12 protein-coding genes are annotated in these 15,143 nt (G+C 56.9%); 4 read left to right on the top strand and 8 right to left on the bottom strand.

Translation table 11 applies throughout. The annotated features are described in order from the left end of the window. Positions 1-88: 88 nt before the first annotated feature. Positions 89-1,747, top strand: coding sequence for an alpha-glucosidase (locus tag LC093_RS07555; RefSeq protein WP_226663787.1), 1,659 nt, complete (start codon positions 89-91; stop codon positions 1,745-1,747). A 523-nt stretch (positions 1,748-2,270) separates the two neighbouring features. After that, positions 2,271-2,876: a L,D-transpeptidase gene (locus LC093_RS07560; RefSeq protein WP_226663789.1), complete on the top strand. Its 606-nt coding sequence runs from the start codon at positions 2,271-2,273 to the stop codon at positions 2,874-2,876. 24 nt (positions 2,877-2,900) lie between these two features. On the opposite strand, the gene LC093_RS07565 is transcribed toward LC093_RS07560, so the two are convergent. From LC093_RS07565 to LC093_RS07600, 8 genes are all read right to left on the bottom strand, one after another. Continuing rightward, positions 2,901-3,053 (bottom strand): hypothetical protein, encoded by a 153-nt coding sequence (locus LC093_RS07565; RefSeq protein WP_226663791.1) that lies wholly within the window; start codon positions 3,051-3,053, stop codon positions 2,901-2,903. 258 nt (positions 3,054-3,311) lie between these two features. Next, a complete protein-coding gene (locus LC093_RS07570; RefSeq protein ID WP_226663793.1) occupies positions 3,312-4,415 on the bottom strand; it encodes a hypothetical protein in 1,104 nt (367 codons plus the stop codon). Next, entirely contained in the window at positions 4,415-5,125 is a 711-nt protein-coding gene (locus LC093_RS07575; RefSeq protein ID WP_226663795.1) for an OmpA family protein, read from the bottom strand. Before LC093_RS07575 ends, LC093_RS07570 begins: the two co-directional genes overlap by 1 nt. Then, the gene (locus tag LC093_RS07580; RefSeq protein ID WP_226663797.1) at positions 5,125-6,501 is read right to left on the bottom strand and encodes a MotA/TolQ/ExbB proton channel family protein; all 1,377 of its coding nucleotides are present in this window, start codon (positions 6,499-6,501) and stop codon (positions 5,125-5,127) included. The genes LC093_RS07575 and LC093_RS07580 overlap by 1 nt, the downstream gene beginning before the upstream one ends. A gap of 12 nt (positions 6,502-6,513) precedes the next feature. Further along, entirely contained in the window at positions 6,514-7,734 is a 1,221-nt protein-coding gene (locus tag LC093_RS07585; RefSeq protein ID WP_226663800.1) for a class I SAM-dependent methyltransferase, read from the bottom strand. 78 nt (positions 7,735-7,812) lie between these two features. Further along, positions 7,813-8,421: a bactofilin family protein gene (locus LC093_RS07590; protein ID WP_226663801.1), complete on the bottom strand. Its 609-nt coding sequence runs from the start codon at positions 8,419-8,421 to the stop codon at positions 7,813-7,815. A 320-nt stretch (positions 8,422-8,741) separates the two neighbouring features. Continuing rightward, complete coding sequence (locus LC093_RS07595) at positions 8,742-10,136, bottom strand: alanine/glycine:cation symporter family protein (protein ID WP_226663802.1); 1,395 nt, start codon at positions 10,134-10,136, stop codon at positions 8,742-8,744. Between the two features lie 171 nt (positions 10,137-10,307). After that, positions 10,308-11,861: an MFS transporter gene (locus LC093_RS07600; RefSeq protein ID WP_226663805.1), complete on the bottom strand. Its 1,554-nt coding sequence runs from the start codon at positions 11,859-11,861 to the stop codon at positions 10,308-10,310. 477 nt (positions 11,862-12,338) lie between these two features. Between LC093_RS07600 and LC093_RS07605 the strand changes: the two genes are divergently transcribed. Beyond that, complete coding sequence (locus LC093_RS07605; protein WP_226663807.1) at positions 12,339-14,306, top strand: S8 family serine peptidase; 1,968 nt, start codon at positions 12,339-12,341, stop codon at positions 14,304-14,306. Positions 14,307-14,757: 451 nt separating this feature from the next. Continuing rightward, entirely contained in the window at positions 14,758-15,069 is a 312-nt protein-coding gene (locus LC093_RS07610; protein WP_226663810.1) for a transposase, read from the top strand. The last annotated feature ends 74 nt before the right edge of the window (positions 15,070-15,143 follow it).

A 15,143-nucleotide genomic window follows, 5' to 3' on the forward strand; every position in this document is an offset into this window, starting at 1 on the left:
TCCTCCCCTCACGGGGAGGAGGTAAGTCCCGGTCGGCGCCACCATACTCACCCTACCCTAATAAGCAGCAACCCAGCGGACTCAAGGTATGAGCGGTAACACTATCATCGAGAACAGTGGGGAATGGTGGCGCAACAGCGTTATCTACCAGATCTATCCCCGCAGCTTTTGCGATGCCAATGGCGATGGCATCGGCGACCTGCCTGGCATCTGCCAGAAGCTCGATTACGTGAAATCCCTCGGCGTGGACGCCATCTGGATATCGCCGTTCTTCAAGTCACCGATGGCCGACTTCGGCTATGACGTGTCTGACTACCGCGACGTTGACCCGCTGTTCGGCAATCTGAGTGACTTCGATCAGGTTATCCACAAGGCACACGCGCTGGGCCTCAAGGTGATCATCGACCAGATTCTCAGCCATACCTCCGACCAGCACCCCTGGTTCGAGGAAAGCCGCCAGAACCGCAATAATTCCAAGGCTGACTGGTACGTATGGGCCGATGCCAAGGAAGACGGCAGCGCCCCCAACAACTGGATGTCCAACTTCGGTGGCAGTGCCTGGCGCTGGTGTACCCGTCGCCGCCAGTACTACCTGACCAACTTCCTCAAGGAGCAGCCGGACCTCAACCTGCACAACCCGGAAGTCCAGGAGCAACTGCTGGCTGACCTGAAATTCTGGCTCGACCGCGGCGTCGACGGTTTCCGCCTGGATGCCATCAACCACGCTTTCCACAACCAGTCGCTGCAGGACAACCCTGCACGTCCGGTAGCACTGGATAAGAATGGCCTGCCACCGGTGAACAGCTACGAATACCAGTGGCATATCCACGACAAGTCACAACCGGAGAACCTGGTATTCCTGCAGCATGTGCGCGCGCTGATGGACCAGTACCCGAACAGCGTGACCGTGGGCGAGGTGGGCGACGACAACACCCACAAGATCATGGCCGACTACACCACGGAGCAGCGCCTGCATATGGCCTACTCCTTCGACCTGCTGTCGGAAGAGTGCAGCGCGCAGTTCCTGCGCGACACGCTGGAGAAAAACCGCCGCGTGATCGAGGAGGGCTGGCCCTGCTGGTCCATCTCCAACCACGATGTACCGCGCTCATTCTCCCGCTGGAACAAGGGCTTCGATGCCGAAATCGCCATGGCCCGCGCACCGTTGTTCCTGCTGATGCAATTGATGCTGCGCGGCAGCGTGTGCCTGTACCAAGGTGAGGAACTGGGCCTGCCGGAGGCGGATGTGGCCTTCGAGGACCTGCAGGATCCTTACGGCATCAACCTGTGGCCGGAGTTCAAGGGCCGCGATGGCTGCCGTACGCCCATGCCCTGGTTCAATGGCGGTGAGATCAATGCCGGCTTCTCCAAGGTCAAACCCTGGCTGCCGGTCGCCGAGGCTCACTACCATCTGGCGGCCTCGGTACAGGAAGATGAACAGCACTCCATGTTGAACCACTTCCGTACCCTGCTGAAATGGCACGCACAGCTGTCACCGTCGCTGGCCACCGCCCAGCAGGAAATTGCCGACACTGGCAACGACTTGCTCGTGTTCGAGCGTACGGCCGAAGGTGAAAGTTACTTTGTTGCCCTGAACCTGGGCCACGAACCGGCAAGCCTGACCCTGCCGGAGACGTTTGCCGGTGCGAAAGACATCACGCCGACACTGTTTACCGGCCAGCTGGACGGCGCCGAGATCCACCTGCCAGTAGCCGGAGCGCGGGTTTTTCACGCGAACAACGGATAACCAGGCACCCTGATTCATTAAATTCGACGCTTGTTGAGAAATTGGCGCGCGCTTGCCCGTATTCATCTGAACCGGGGCCGCGCGCCGCACTCAAAGATGCACCTCTCAATAAGATCGTCAAACTGTGTTGCTCTCTCGTCGAAGCACGCCTTCCAGATTTCTGGATTGGTTCTAGCCGGCTCTCCAGCCGGCTTTTTTTTGCCCTCAGCTCCTGCTCCCGCCAAAACGGCAGTACGCCATAAAACCGACGGCTGATATTTCATTTAAATGTAATAAGCGCCAAACCCCGACCCTACCATGCCTCTCACTTGTCCTTGTGCCGTACAGGCTTTGGGCAGGCTCATCCCGCGGCCAAACCGGGACACACCGGAGCGCCGCATTGGGGAAATACACAGGTTCAGTATGCGCACATCGGGCGCAGGGTCTTACTCACCCTGAATTCCGGCCATGAAATACGCGCCGTCACCCGACACCGCTGTGCACAGTAACCTGCAACAGGCTCGCAAGAGCAGATGAGGTACGCATGCAACGCCGTTCTACTTTTCTCTCCAAATCCCTGAAAAAACTGGTCCTGGGCAGCAGTCTGATTTTCGCGGCAACCGCGATGCTCGCGCCCGTTGCACAGGCTGGGGACTACCCCTATCCCTACCAGCAACACAGATCCATGACGGACGGCAGTGCCTGGTGGCGCCGTGACGTTATCGGTGGAACGCCCCATATCATCATCGACCTGAGCGAACAGCGAGCTTATTTTTACAAAGGTGAACGCCTCGCCGGCATTTCTCCGGTTGCCACTGGTGTCGCCGGATACCGCACGCCGACCGGCAGTTTCCGCGTGAGCGAAAAAGACATCGATCACCGCTCCAATCTGTTCGGCCACTACGTAGATCGCGCGGGTTACGTGCGCAAAAGTAGCGTTGACGTGCGTCGCGATCAACGCCCTTCCGGCACGGTATTCCGCGGCGCGTCCATGGACTTTTTCATGCGGGTAAACGGTGCAGTGGGCATGCATGCGGGCAAGGTCACAGGACGCCCGGAGTCCCACGGCTGTATTCGCCTGCCATGGCACATGGCGAAGATCTTTTACGAAAATGCCCCGGTCGGCACCAAAGTTACCGTTAGACATTAAACGGACACAAAAAAGAAAGGAGGCCTAAGCCTCCTTTCTTTTTTCGGATACGGATGTAGGTGCTTGCTTCTGCTCGGCGCCGGCGTGCTCCGCCAGCAGCGCCAGGCAGCCAAAAATACACACCACGATTCCCCAAAAAATCAGACCTGCACGGCTGCGGCCGGTAGTGCCTTCCATGACCTGCCATTCCTTCCTCTGGACGCCCTTATCAAAGACGTCAGTACTTCGCTGCGCGCTTCCAGTATGCGCACCCCGGGCGCGCTAAATAACCGCAGTCACCGAAGTCATCGCAGTTCTTCAAACACGCGCAAAAAGTATGGCACAGTAACGTTCAACCTCTGCCCGAGGACCAGGACGCTTTGGTAATTCGGAGCGCCAATAAAAAAGGCAACTCATGTTGCCTTTCCGTACTTGATTCGGCGCTGCCCGGCGGAGTTAGCCGAGGCTGCTCAACACCTGGGAACGCGGCCAGAAATCCCAGCCTTCTGGCAGGCTGGCCTTGACCGACTCATCCACAATGATACCCCGCCGGTAATCCGGCCAGGCCAGCACCGCCACGCCATCGTAGCCGGTAAAGCGCTGGAACAATTGCGGCGGCCCAAGGCGGCTTTCCAGCTGAACGATTAGAGGGTGCCATGACAGCGGCAGCCAGCGGCGCACGTCGCTCCAGGACTCCGGCAATTCGGCGTCTTCCTGTTCGCTACGCGCCTCTGAGAGCGCGTGAAAACGCGCATCACTCGCTGCCAGCGCCAGGGGTTCTGGCAAAGTAAAAATGCCAGTGGCCTGCTGCTGAGCGCAAATCACACAGCAATCGCCCTCGATCCCGAGTGCCTGTGCATCATCACTGGAAAGTATCCAGGGCGCTTCTGCAGACAGCTGCCAGTCGCAATAATGGCAACTCTGCCCTTCGACAGCAGCTACCGGCTCGATGATTTGTGGCGCCCGCCCCGGCGCCCAGAAGGTAGCGACTTCAGGCTGGAAATATTCGTCGGCGTACTGACTTACATGCCAGAAAAAATTGAAGTTCGCCACCGCGCGGCTGCGCTCCCGGGGCGGCAGGGCGCGAAATCCCTGATGATTCACCTTGGCAAGACAGTACTCGCAGGCGTGGGGCGCCTGCTCCAGTCCCGGTGCGGATAGCTGGTCTCGCGCAGTACCAATCCAAACCGCCTGCGCGGGATCTTCCAGTGCACCACAGCAGGTGGCAATGTGTACGCGGTGGAAAAATTCGCGCCTTACAGCGGAATCGGCCACCGCTGCTACATCTACGCCAAATACCATCACCGGCGAGCCACGATACAGCCACCCATTGGCCGTTGGTTCAAGATCGCCGAGAGAAACCTGCATCCCCCGCACCAGTGCCTGCTCGATAGACTCCGCCGCGGTCTCCACTTCGGTGTCAGCTACTTGCAGCTCCACGTACCCGGCTGCCCCGGTTTCACCCTCGGACTCAGATTCGCTGACGCCCTCGATCCCTTCCGCCTTCATTGGAGAGATTGCCCGGGTGAGCGCTTCCAGATGCCGGCTCCAGCCACGCATCAGAAGGATTCCTCAAGAATGCTGTGGATCTTCATTTCAGAATTGGTAATCACGCGAAATGCCACCCGCTTGGACTGTTCGATATTTTCACTGCCGTCGGCATTGTAAATCGGTCGGGAGGAAGAGTATCCGACCGCCGCCACATTCTGCATCATCCACTGATGATGGGCAGACACCGAATCCAGGGTGTAAACAAAGCGCAGTACCGAGCGCGCCCGGTCCTGTGACAGGCGCAGGTTGTTGAAATAACTGGCATCGGCGTCGCTGCTCATCAGGCCCCACCCAGTACTCGTATGCCCCTCAATACGAACGGCGTCCACCGATGTCTTGAACGGGGCCAGCACGTTCATATACCGGGGAAAAAACTCTTCGAACACGACCTGATAGTGCGCACTCAAATGCGCCGCACCGGTATCAAACATGGCATCGGAGTTAATGAAGGCGACCGTGAGCGTATCGCGATCGATCACCGCGCCCCATCGATCCAGATCTCCGCGGAACTCCCGCTGTAGCGATTCGTAGATCGCCAGCTGGTTTTCCTTGTACGACATGGCAATGGTGCGGATTTTTTCGCGCTCGATCATCACCGAGCGCATCATTGCCACAGCAATGCACAGGAACACCATCATCAGGCCCGCCATCAAGTCGGACACACTGATCCAGGATGCCTCGTCCTCGCTGCGCGAGCCGAGGCCAAAGCGCGCCGCCATTAAGCCATTTCCCTCTGCTCGGCACGCTCAGCAGTCGCCGCACCAACCTCGGTCACACGCTGCATCTGTGCGATCAGCTGGCGGTAATCGCGGGTGAACTGTCCACTGATTGCGGCCAGCGCCTGTCCCATCGCAGAGATAACACCGTCCACTTCCTCTTCCATGCGGCGTTCCACCAGTGCGTACTGCTTGCCAATGGATGCCTCGGAATCGCCGATGCTTTTGCGAATCAGGTGGCTCAGTGCATCGGTCATTTCCTTGTGGGTGCGTGCCTGTTGCAGCGCCAGTTCCTGCATGCCGTTGCGGTGGGTGGTGATGGTTTCCTGAACCAGCGACTGGATAAAGTCTGCATCCAGGCTAGACATCTTCTCGAAGGCTCCGGAGACCGCCTCAATCTGGGCACCCAGCAATTCACTCTGCTTGCTGATGCTCACCAGGGATTGCTTCATGTCGCTGTCCAGAACCTGCTGAACAACATCCAGGCCGCGCACAAACTGCTCGATGCGCTCGCCGAGTTGTGGCATTACCGTCTGTACCTGTGTGCTGATATCGCGGTAGCTTTCGAGTTGAGCGTTGAGCGCAACAATCTGCTCGCGCGCTTCGCTGCCAAACTCCTGCATACCGGAAAGGAACTGCGGAATTTCTGCCAGCTGACTGTGTACCTGCTGCAGATCCCGAGCTACCTGGACCAGGCCGACCACGGTGGTATCACAATGCTCGGACCAGTATTCCACACGCTCCTCGTGCGCCTTGTATTCTCTGCTCAGCGTCGCGACCATCTCATCAAACTGGGCGAAATTTTCTCCAAAGCGGGTCATGTTTTCGCCGAACTGCGCTTCAACCCGCGCGTTAAAATTGGCAACGACCTGCTCCATCTCCACAACCAGCGCCTTGGCGCAATCCTCGGCAAAGGTGTTCATCAGTTCAGCATTCTGCTCCAGCTGACGCTCTTGCCCCTGCGCTACCGTGGCTTGCAGAGATTCAAGCGACTGCTGGATATCTGCAAGCTCGACAGGTTTGACCTCCTCCTTGCCTGGCAGGGCAACAAAGCGCGTCAGTGCGCGCAAGACGATGGACAAACCAATACCACACACGCTGGTAATGAATGCGGTTTTCAATCCATCGAGTAGCCTCTCGATACTGTTGTCGATATCCGCAATCTGGAATTCGAACAGGCCGATAATGACGCCGGTAAAGGTGCCAAGAATACCCAGCGAGGTAAGTAATCCCGGTGCCTGTTCGACAAAATCCATAGCACGCGACAAAGTGCGTGCAGTCAGGGCGAGCGCGAACACGGCAAGCATGCCCCACAAAAAGCCCTCGGTGACCGCTTCCGGACTTAGGGCAAGAAATACGTTTCGCAAAAATTCAGACATTGGAGAAAGTTCTCAGGGTTTGAGTTGCAGAACAAATTCCTGGAAAGCATCGCCACTGGGAAGCTTTCCGATATGGTGGCCGAACAAACGGTACCCGGGCAGCAGCCGCATCAGGTCGGCCGTGCTGTTGAGAGTTCGCTGGCGCTTGCTGGTCGCGACCCCGGTAACCGCAATCCGGTTATCATCCAGCACTTCAAAGGTCGAAGGTCGCTCGGGAATCTGGGCAGACTTGTACATGACAAAGTGCAAAGTTGCTCCCGGCGTCATACGTTCACCGAGCAATTCACCGAGCTGCTGAATCTGTGCACCACTGTAGTAATTCAGCAGATCCCAGAGAAACACGCCATCGAGGCGAGTACCGGGATCAAAGGTAAAAATCGATGTACTGAAGCCGGTTTCCTCGCCGTGCAGTTTTTTCTGCCAGGCCAGCGATGCATGCAGGTCTTCCACATAGAGTGCACCGATTTTTTTCTTCAACGCATCGATGTTGCGGCCATTTTTCCTGCCACACTCGAGCATGGTCGGTGCAGCCGAAAGTGCGCGGATGCTCGCCAGTGCCTTTTCCACACCGGGCATTTCAATACGCTCATCATCGCGCACATTGCGAAAATACGCGCTGACATCCGAAGCGCCACCACTGCGCACCTGGTTGCGCGAGGTAACGCTGTCGTACTCCAGAAAGTGCTCAGTAACATTCTGATCCATGCCTTCACGCTTCATCAGCGAATTGAACAGGCTGAACCGGTCCATGCATTTCAACAGCGTTACCGTTGAGTGCCCTTTGGAAGGTACCGCCGGATATTCCGGATCATCGATATATTCGTAACAGAAATTTTCCAGCAGACGAAAACGCCGTGGTTTCTGCGGCTGGTTTCGCCCGGTATAGCGCATGGTGTGCAGGATGGTTCCCTGTTTCAGGTGCGGCTGTAACAGGCGCACCAGGTGACGGATTACATCCAGCTCAAGAAAATTGAGAATGTCCCAGCACAGAATGACATCGAACTTCAGGTTCGCGGGTTTCGGAAGCAGGTGCTCTTCCAGAGCAATCAGTGGGTCTTCGGCATTCTGGTTTTCCAGAAGATATTCAATCAGGTCTTCGATGTGACACTGGCAGTTAAGCCGAAGGAATGCCTGAGTGGTTCCGGAGGAAAGAGGCCCGAGGTCGAGAATTCTGTCCCCGCTTTTGACCATCTCGGTCGTTAACGCAGCGAGGCCAAAAGAACGGTGTTGCATCGGTGATCGCAAATATTGGGGCTATTGCCAGGGATAGAATGAGGCGGAACCAGATTCAGCTCCGCCCCGGCAGGTTAATCAGCTGTCAGCCAGCTCCGCTTCCTTGGCCACATCCTTGGCGCTGTCTTTTGCTGCGAAAGCTTTCTTCGCTGGTGCAGGCTTGCTGGCTGCGCCATCTTTCGGCGGCAGGTTAGGGTGTACCAGTTTTTCCTTGAATTCGCTGTGACGAGCGCGCATCTCGTCATCGGTATCCACCATATCCATGGAACCGCGGAACTTACCACCGTCGTCCAGCTGAATACGCGGAGCGATCAGGTTGCCCTTAACCACCGCTGTATTGCGAATTTCAATCAGTTCATCCGCCAGTGCATCGCCGGTGAGAGTGCCGTTAATCACGATATTCTGTGCGTGAATATTTGCATTGATTTCACCTTCACGACCAATGGAAAGATCGTGCCCTTCCATGATCACGGTGCCTTCAATGGTGCCCTCGATGTGCAGGTCTTCGGTACCGATCAGTTCGCCACGGAACTTGATGTTTTTACCGATTACAGAGCGATCCTTGGCCATGGTGGATTCCAGCTTGTCCGCAAAGGGACGCTGGCTCGCACCAGTTTCGTTCATACCGGACAGGAAAGAGTTGGATTCCAGATTGGCTTCTGGCTTCGGGTCGAGAGGGTTGGCCATTATTCCACCTAAAAGTAACCGTAGAGGGATATTGTTTTTTTTCGAGCTGCCGTTTGTAGCTTTTTTCCTACGGTGTTCCCATAGCAAAACTGTGAAATCTAAAATAAACACGCCAAGTTTGTGAAAAACATCACAAATAGCCAGAAGGGGCTAAGCCGGAAAATTGAGAAGAGAATAAAAAGCAGCCAGTTGATGATCGACTGAAAACCGGTTCAGGTTTGTGCGCAGAGCTCGCAACAAGGAGATGAAGAGGGAAGTAAAGAGAGTGACCCATGCTGCACCGCATCTGTGCAGCACGGATCAGAACCGGGCATGCCGGTTTATTGAGCCTTGTTTTTGAGTGGGTCAAACTTGGCGAAATAGCGATCCGCCGCGCGATTCACTTTTCCGGAAAGTATCAGTGTCGACACCATCGTCGGCACTGCCATCACCGCATACATACCGATAATGACGTTATTCACGATATTCAGCGACGCCACTGCGCCGATCACAATCAGCAGGATATAGAGTGCGGAATACAGCCACTGCCAGCGGGGGCCAAACAGGAAATTGAAACATTTAACCCCGTAGTACCAGTAAGTGACGATGGTACTGAACGCCAGCGGAACCACCATCACCAGTAACAGAAGCGGCCCCCAGTGGCCGAACACCTGGGAAAATGCACTCGCAGTCAGGGAGACCCCTTCCACACCTTCACCGTGCTGCCAGGCCCCGGTGAGCAAAATCACCAGGGCAGTACAGGTACATACGACCAGGGTATCCACGATAGGCCCAACCATCGCCACCACGCCTTCACGTACCGGCTCGGTGGTCTTGGCCGCGCCGTGCGCAAGGGACTCGGAACCAATGCCCGCTTCGTTGGAGAAAGCGCCGCGGCTGATACCCGTTGCCACGACGGTACCCAGGGTGCCACCGACCACGGCATTGCCCGTAAACGCATCGGAAAAAATCAGCGCAAAAGCAGCCGGCACCTGGTCCCAGAAATAGCCAATCACAACCAGCGTCAGCGCGAGATAAAACACCACCATTGCCGGTACCACCCGCACGGCGAAGCGGCCGATACGCTGGATACGTCCGATGATTACCACCATTGCCGCAATCGCCAGCAGCACCCCCACGGCGAGGTCAAAGGTAAGCGCATTCTCCGCCCCAACCCAGCCCATTGGCAGCGCGAAGGATTCCCGCAGCAGCTGCACGGTCTGATTCGACTGGAATACCGGCAACAAACCGCACAGGCCCGCAATGGCAAACAGGTAGGCCAGAGGCAACCATTTTTTTCCGAGCCCCTCGCGAATGACATACATGGGGCCGCCCTGCAGCTCGCCGGCGGCGTCCCGGCCCCGGTACATAACGGCCAGTGTTGCAGTGAAAAACTTCGTCGCTACGCCGACCAGTGCGGTGACCCACATCCACAGTATTGCGCCGGGCCCACCAGTACTGATGGCCAGCGCCACACCGGCAATATTGCCGAGACCGAGGGTGCCGGAAAGCGCGGTGGAAAGCGCCTGGCGGTGCGGCACCTGGCCGGGATCTTTGGGGTCATCGTACTTGCCGCGCAGCAGGTCAATACTGTGGCCCAGGTGGCGGTAAGGCCGCGCACGGGAGCTGATCAGCAGGAACAGGCCACCACCAACCAGCAGGATCAATAATGGCTTGCCCCACGCGTAGTACACGAAGGTGGCTAAAAAGGCATCGAGGGATTCGATAAAAGACATGGAAATACTGCAGAGCCTGAAAGAATGAAGTGGCCCATACTCGCGCAAGCGGATAAAAATCTCAAACGGCCACACGCTTGCGGGAGCCGGCAACCAGACACCTGGACTAAACGTCGCCCGAAAAAAAGCCCCATAAAACGGGGCTTAAATCACTCGGTGAATAAAATGGACTCAGCTTTCAGCCGCTGTCAGGCCCGCTTCTCGCTCGCTCTCGGGCTCGGCCACCTTCAGGGCACAGACTGCAGCCAACAGCCAGCTGGCGCCGCCCAGTATCAATGCATAGATTGCTTCGTTATCAAAGAAAGTCCGCAGAATAAAGCCAAGCACACTGGCCGCCAGCAGCTGAGGGATAACAACAAAGCCGTTGAACAACCCCATCATCACACCCATTTTCTTGTGCGGCACATGGGTGGAGAGCATCGCGTAAGGCAATGACAGGATGGAAGCCCAGGCAAAACCAACCCCCACCATGGGCAGCAGCAGCCACTGGGGATCGCGTACAACCATGAACGACATCAACCCCAGCCCGCCCAGGGTCAGGTTCAGGCTGTGCGACAGGCGCATACCAAACCGGCGCGCCATGATCGGGATCAGCAGCGCCGCCAGGGCTGCAAACCCGTTGTAGGTAGCGAACAGCATTCCTACCCAGTCAGCGCCATCGTTATAGGCCTGCGATGTCACCTCACTGGTACCAAAATGGAAGCTGGTCACCGCCGCGGTGGTATAGATCCACATTGCAAAAAGAGCGAACCAGGAAAAGAACTGTACCCATGCCAGGCGCTTCATGGCGGGAGGCATCGAGTACAGGTTGGACACAATCTCTTCCAGCACCTGGGCGCGACCACGCAGCAGCGCGGCGGCCAGCTGGAGGGCACCAAGCCCGACAATCAGGCCCGCGAGGATATACAGTTGCTTGTCCAGAGCCTGCTTCCAGACAAAACCGGCAAGTAGTGCACCTACCAATACCATCAGGCCACCGAGCTTGCGATAAGCCGCGCTGTGGTCCGCCACCTCCTCGGTGCCCTGGCCACCTGCCAGCTCGGGGGATTGCGCGGCCTCAAACGCCGCCTGCTGTTCCGGGGAGTACTCCTTCGTTTTCAGTACGCTCCACAGTACGGCTACAAGAAAGGCAAAGCCGCCGAGGTAAAACGAAAGCCGCACGGACTCCGGCACCACACCCTCAGGCGCCGTGTTCGAAACGCCAAACCAGTTGGCCAGTATCCACGGCAGGGCCGAAGCCACCACAGAACTCACGCCAATAAAAAAGCCCTGTAGCGCGTAACCAAAGGAGCGCTGTTTCTGCGGCAGCATATCGCCAACCAGCGCCCGGAAAGGTTCCATGGAGACATTGATCGAGGCATCCATCACCCACAGCATGCCCGCTGCAATCCACAGCGTTGGCGAGTGCGGCATAAACAGGATGGCAATAGATGACAGGATGGCACCGGCCAGCAGGAATGGGCGCCGGCGGCCAAAACCGCTCCAGGTACGATCGCTGAAATAGCCAACCAGTGGCTGCACCAGCAGCCCGGTCAGGGGCGCTGCGACCCAGAGCGCCGGAATATCATCCACTTCCGCCCCAAGGGTCTGGAAGATCCGGCTTACATTGGCATTCTGCAGCGCAAAGCCAAACTGGATTCCGAGGAAGCCGAAGCACATATTCCAGATTTGCCAGAAACTGAGTGCCGGCTTACCGCCAGAAGCGTTATAGGACTGATTGGTCATTACTCTCACCGCATAACTGATTATGGTTATGCACAGCATGGTGACAGGCCGTAGAACCACCTACCTCCTCCTCTTTGGGGGAGGAGGGATAGAGTGGGGGATAAGTCGCAAGTGACAGACGGAAAGACCTGACGGTCATTAACCCGGCCTAACCATAGGCGAGATCAAGACGCACAGTATTTCGCGCCGATTTTCGGCTGGAGCAAACAGTCCCGCGCCACTGGTGTCAGGCGGTTCTACCAACTCCCGTGAGCAGCGTCGCGTTTCCGAACCAACCACCTTGCACGATGGTTCAACTTGGCAAATGTTTGAGCTTGCGGAAGCTGATTTAACGTCCTGCTGGGGTCAACGTCAGGACACGCAGAAGTACTACCGCACTCACTATTCCGGAAGCGCAATACGAAATCCCGCCAACAGCGGAACCCCTGGTATTGCGTGTCTTCGGTCTCCAACGACCCTTCCAGGAGAAGAATAAGAATGAAATCCATTCTGAACGGAGTACGCTTTACCGCCGCCATTCTTGTAACAAGCATTGGGGGAATATCCTCCGATGCGATGGCTGCAAACATTACCGACGTTTCCAACGTCCCCCAACGCATCATCGTTCAATACCGGGACACCCTGCAGCGAGACTGGCCAGCCCAGGCCGTGGCGCACGGCGCGCGTGGAGGCGCCAGCCTCGCGCATGTCAGGGGATTGGCACTGCGCAATCGCCAGTTGTACCGTCTCGACAAACACATGTCTCCCGGGCAGCTCCAAAAGCTGATGGCAACACTCAAGACCGACCCGAATGTTTTGTCGGTGGAAGAAGATGCGCTGATGCAGCCGCAATTTGAACCCGATGACACCTACTACAGTGCCCAGTGGCACTACTACGAAGCGACCGGCGGCATCAATCTGCCGGCGGCCTGGGACAAACAAACCGGCACTGGTGCCACAGTAGCGGTGCTGGATACCGGCTATGTCTATCACTCCGACCTGGATGCCAATATCCTCCCCGGCTACGACTTTATTGACGACACCTTTGTCTCCAACGACGGGGATGGCCGGGACGCCGACCCAAGCGACCCGGGTGACGCCGTGCAGTTCAATGAATGCGGTCTGTTCAGTCCGCCCAGCGATCAGGACAGTAGCTGGCACGGTACCCACGTTGCCGGCACCATCGCCGCAGTAACCGACAACAATAAAGGCGTTGCCGGTGTCGCGTTTAATGCGAAGGTGGTGCCGGTCAGGGTGCTCGGGAAATGCGGCGGCTACCTTTCGGATATTGCCGATGCGATTGTGTGGGCCTCCGGAGGCAGCGTGCCCGGGGTACCGGTCAACGCCAACCCTGCGCAGGTGATCAATATGAGCCTGGGCGGTAGCGGCAGCTGCGACGCCACCTACCAGACGGCAATCGACACCGCGGTTGCCAATGGAACAACGGTAGTCGTCAGCGCTGGCAACAGTGACGCCGATGCCTCCGGCTATCGTCCCGCCAGCTGTGACAACGTCGTTTCCGTCGCCGCCACCGAGCGTTTCGGGGCGAGATCCTATTACTCCAACTATGGCGCCACCGTCGATGTCAGTGCCCCCGGTGGCGACCTCTCCTACGACGCCACCCACGGTATCGCCTCAACCCTGAACGATGGCGCTACCAGCCCGGGCAGTGAAATCTACGTGTACTACCAGGGCACATCCATGGCAGCACCGCATGTTTCCGGCACCGCGGCCCTGATGTACGCCACCGACAGCAGCCTTTCGCCCACGCAGGTGGAAAGCCTGCTCAAGTCGACCGCGCGCGCCCTCCCAGGTGCGTGCAGTGGTGGCTGTGGCGCAGGCATTATTGATGCCAGTGCCGCCATCGATGCCGTCAGTGGCACCACGCCCAGCAATACTCCACCCACCGCAGGTTTCGCATTCAGTGCCAGCGACCTGTTTGTGACTTTTACCGACAGCAGTTCCGATAGCGATGGCAGTATCGCCAGCTACAGCTGGGACTTTGGTGACGGCGGCAGCTCCACCGATCAAAACCCGACTTACACCTATGGCAGTGCCGGCACTTACTCGGTAACGCTCACGGTAAGTGATGACGACGGCGCTACTGACAGCGATACGCAATCAGTCACGGTAAGTGACGGAGGCACTGAACCGACTGGCGATGGGTTTACCGAGACCGGACTTAATTTCGGCAACCGCGAATGGCAGTACTTCACGCTCGATGTACCGGCCGGAGCGAGCAGCCTGGATATCACCTCATCCGGTGGCAGCGGCAACGTGGACCTCTATGTGCGTTTCGGTGCAAACCCGACCACCAGAAGCTATGACTGCCGTGACGGTGGTGGCGGCAACGACGAAACCTGCTCGTTTAGCTCACCTGCCGCAGGCACCTGGTACATCGGTCTGCGCGCCGCCCGCCAGGGTGCCTCAAATGTCCAGCTGGATGCGTACTGGTCTGGCAACTGACGACCTCGCGCTTACTCCACGTCATTGCAAACAGGCGATAGGCGCAATCAACAAAAAAGCCCCGCATTGCGGGGCTCTTTTATTTTTCGAAAATTAATGTCGACTTTAACAGAAAGTTGTAATTTACCATCTCGAAAACCCCACAAAATCACAGGCTTTTACCATAATATTATAAAGCCGTTTTTAGGATAAACTTATAAAAGTTGGGGTTTCAAAAATTTTAGTAGACGGTAGCGCACCATCCGTTCTGCAAACTCACCTGCGCATGATTTAGAAGCAGGTCAAGGTTAGACTGAAGGTCCCCAAAAGTTCAGTCCCCCAAAAGAAATAACCGCGACCCGCGACAATGAGAATACGGCAATATCCGCTATTGCCGAACTGTAGTGGCACACTGAATTTGGCCACCTGACTTTGAGTGATATTATCACGCTCAACGAGATCAGGTGAATTAATGACCAAGTCAACAAAGAAGCGATTTGACCCCGAGTTCAGGCTCGAGGCAGCCCAACTGGTAGTCGACCAGAACTACACCGTGAAAGAGGCTTGCGAAGCCATGGGAGTCAGTAAATCCACGATGGAGTCGTGGATTCGGAAGCTGCGGGCAGAGCGAGGTGGCAAGGCGCCTGAAGGCATTGCTATTACTCCCGAGCAACTTCGCATCCAAGAGCTAGAACGGAAGCTTAAGCGAGTCGAAGAAGAGAAAGAAATCCTAAAAAAGGCTACAGCTCTCTTGATGTCGGACTCGCTGAACAGTTCAAAATAATCGAGCGATTGCAGGGGAGCTACGCCGTTCAGCGGTTGTGCGACGTATTTGATGTGTACCGGAGCAGCTATCGG

It is taken from the genome of Microbulbifer aggregans (assembly GCF_020524005.1).
GTDB lineage: Bacteria > Pseudomonadota > Gammaproteobacteria > Pseudomonadales > Cellvibrionaceae > Microbulbifer > Microbulbifer aggregans_A.

Coding starts and splice junctions, on each gene's coding strand:
- LC093_RS07610 (WP_226663810.1), top strand. CDS start 14,758: ATGACCAAGTCAACAAAGAAGCGATTTGACCCCGAGTTCAGGCTCGAG.
- LC093_RS07595 (WP_226663802.1), bottom strand. CDS start 10,136: ATGTCTTTTATCGAATCCCTCGATGCCTTTTTAGCCACCTTCGTGTAC.
- LC093_RS07555 (WP_226663787.1), top strand. CDS start 89: ATGAGCGGTAACACTATCATCGAGAACAGTGGGGAATGGTGGCGCAAC.
- LC093_RS07605 (WP_226663807.1), top strand. CDS start 12,339: ATGAAATCCATTCTGAACGGAGTACGCTTTACCGCCGCCATTCTTGTA.
- LC093_RS07585 (WP_226663800.1), bottom strand. CDS start 7,734: ATGCAACACCGTTCTTTTGGCCTCGCTGCGTTAACGACCGAGATGGTC.
- LC093_RS07575 (WP_226663795.1), bottom strand. CDS start 5,125: ATGGCGGCGCGCTTTGGCCTCGGCTCGCGCAGCGAGGACGAGGCATCC.
- LC093_RS07565 (WP_226663791.1), bottom strand. CDS start 3,053: ATGGAAGGCACTACCGGCCGCAGCCGTGCAGGTCTGATTTTTTGGGGA.
- LC093_RS07560 (WP_226663789.1), top strand. CDS start 2,271: ATGCAACGCCGTTCTACTTTTCTCTCCAAATCCCTGAAAAAACTGGTC.
- LC093_RS07600 (WP_226663805.1), bottom strand. CDS start 11,861: ATGACCAATCAGTCCTATAACGCTTCTGGCGGTAAGCCGGCACTCAGT.
- LC093_RS07570 (WP_226663793.1), bottom strand. CDS start 4,415: ATGCGTGGCTGGAGCCGGCATCTGGAAGCGCTCACCCGGGCAATCTCT.
- LC093_RS07590 (WP_226663801.1), bottom strand. CDS start 8,421: ATGGCCAACCCTCTCGACCCGAAGCCAGAAGCCAATCTGGAATCCAAC.
- LC093_RS07580 (WP_226663797.1), bottom strand. CDS start 6,501: ATGTCTGAATTTTTGCGAAACGTATTTCTTGCCCTAAGTCCGGAAGCG.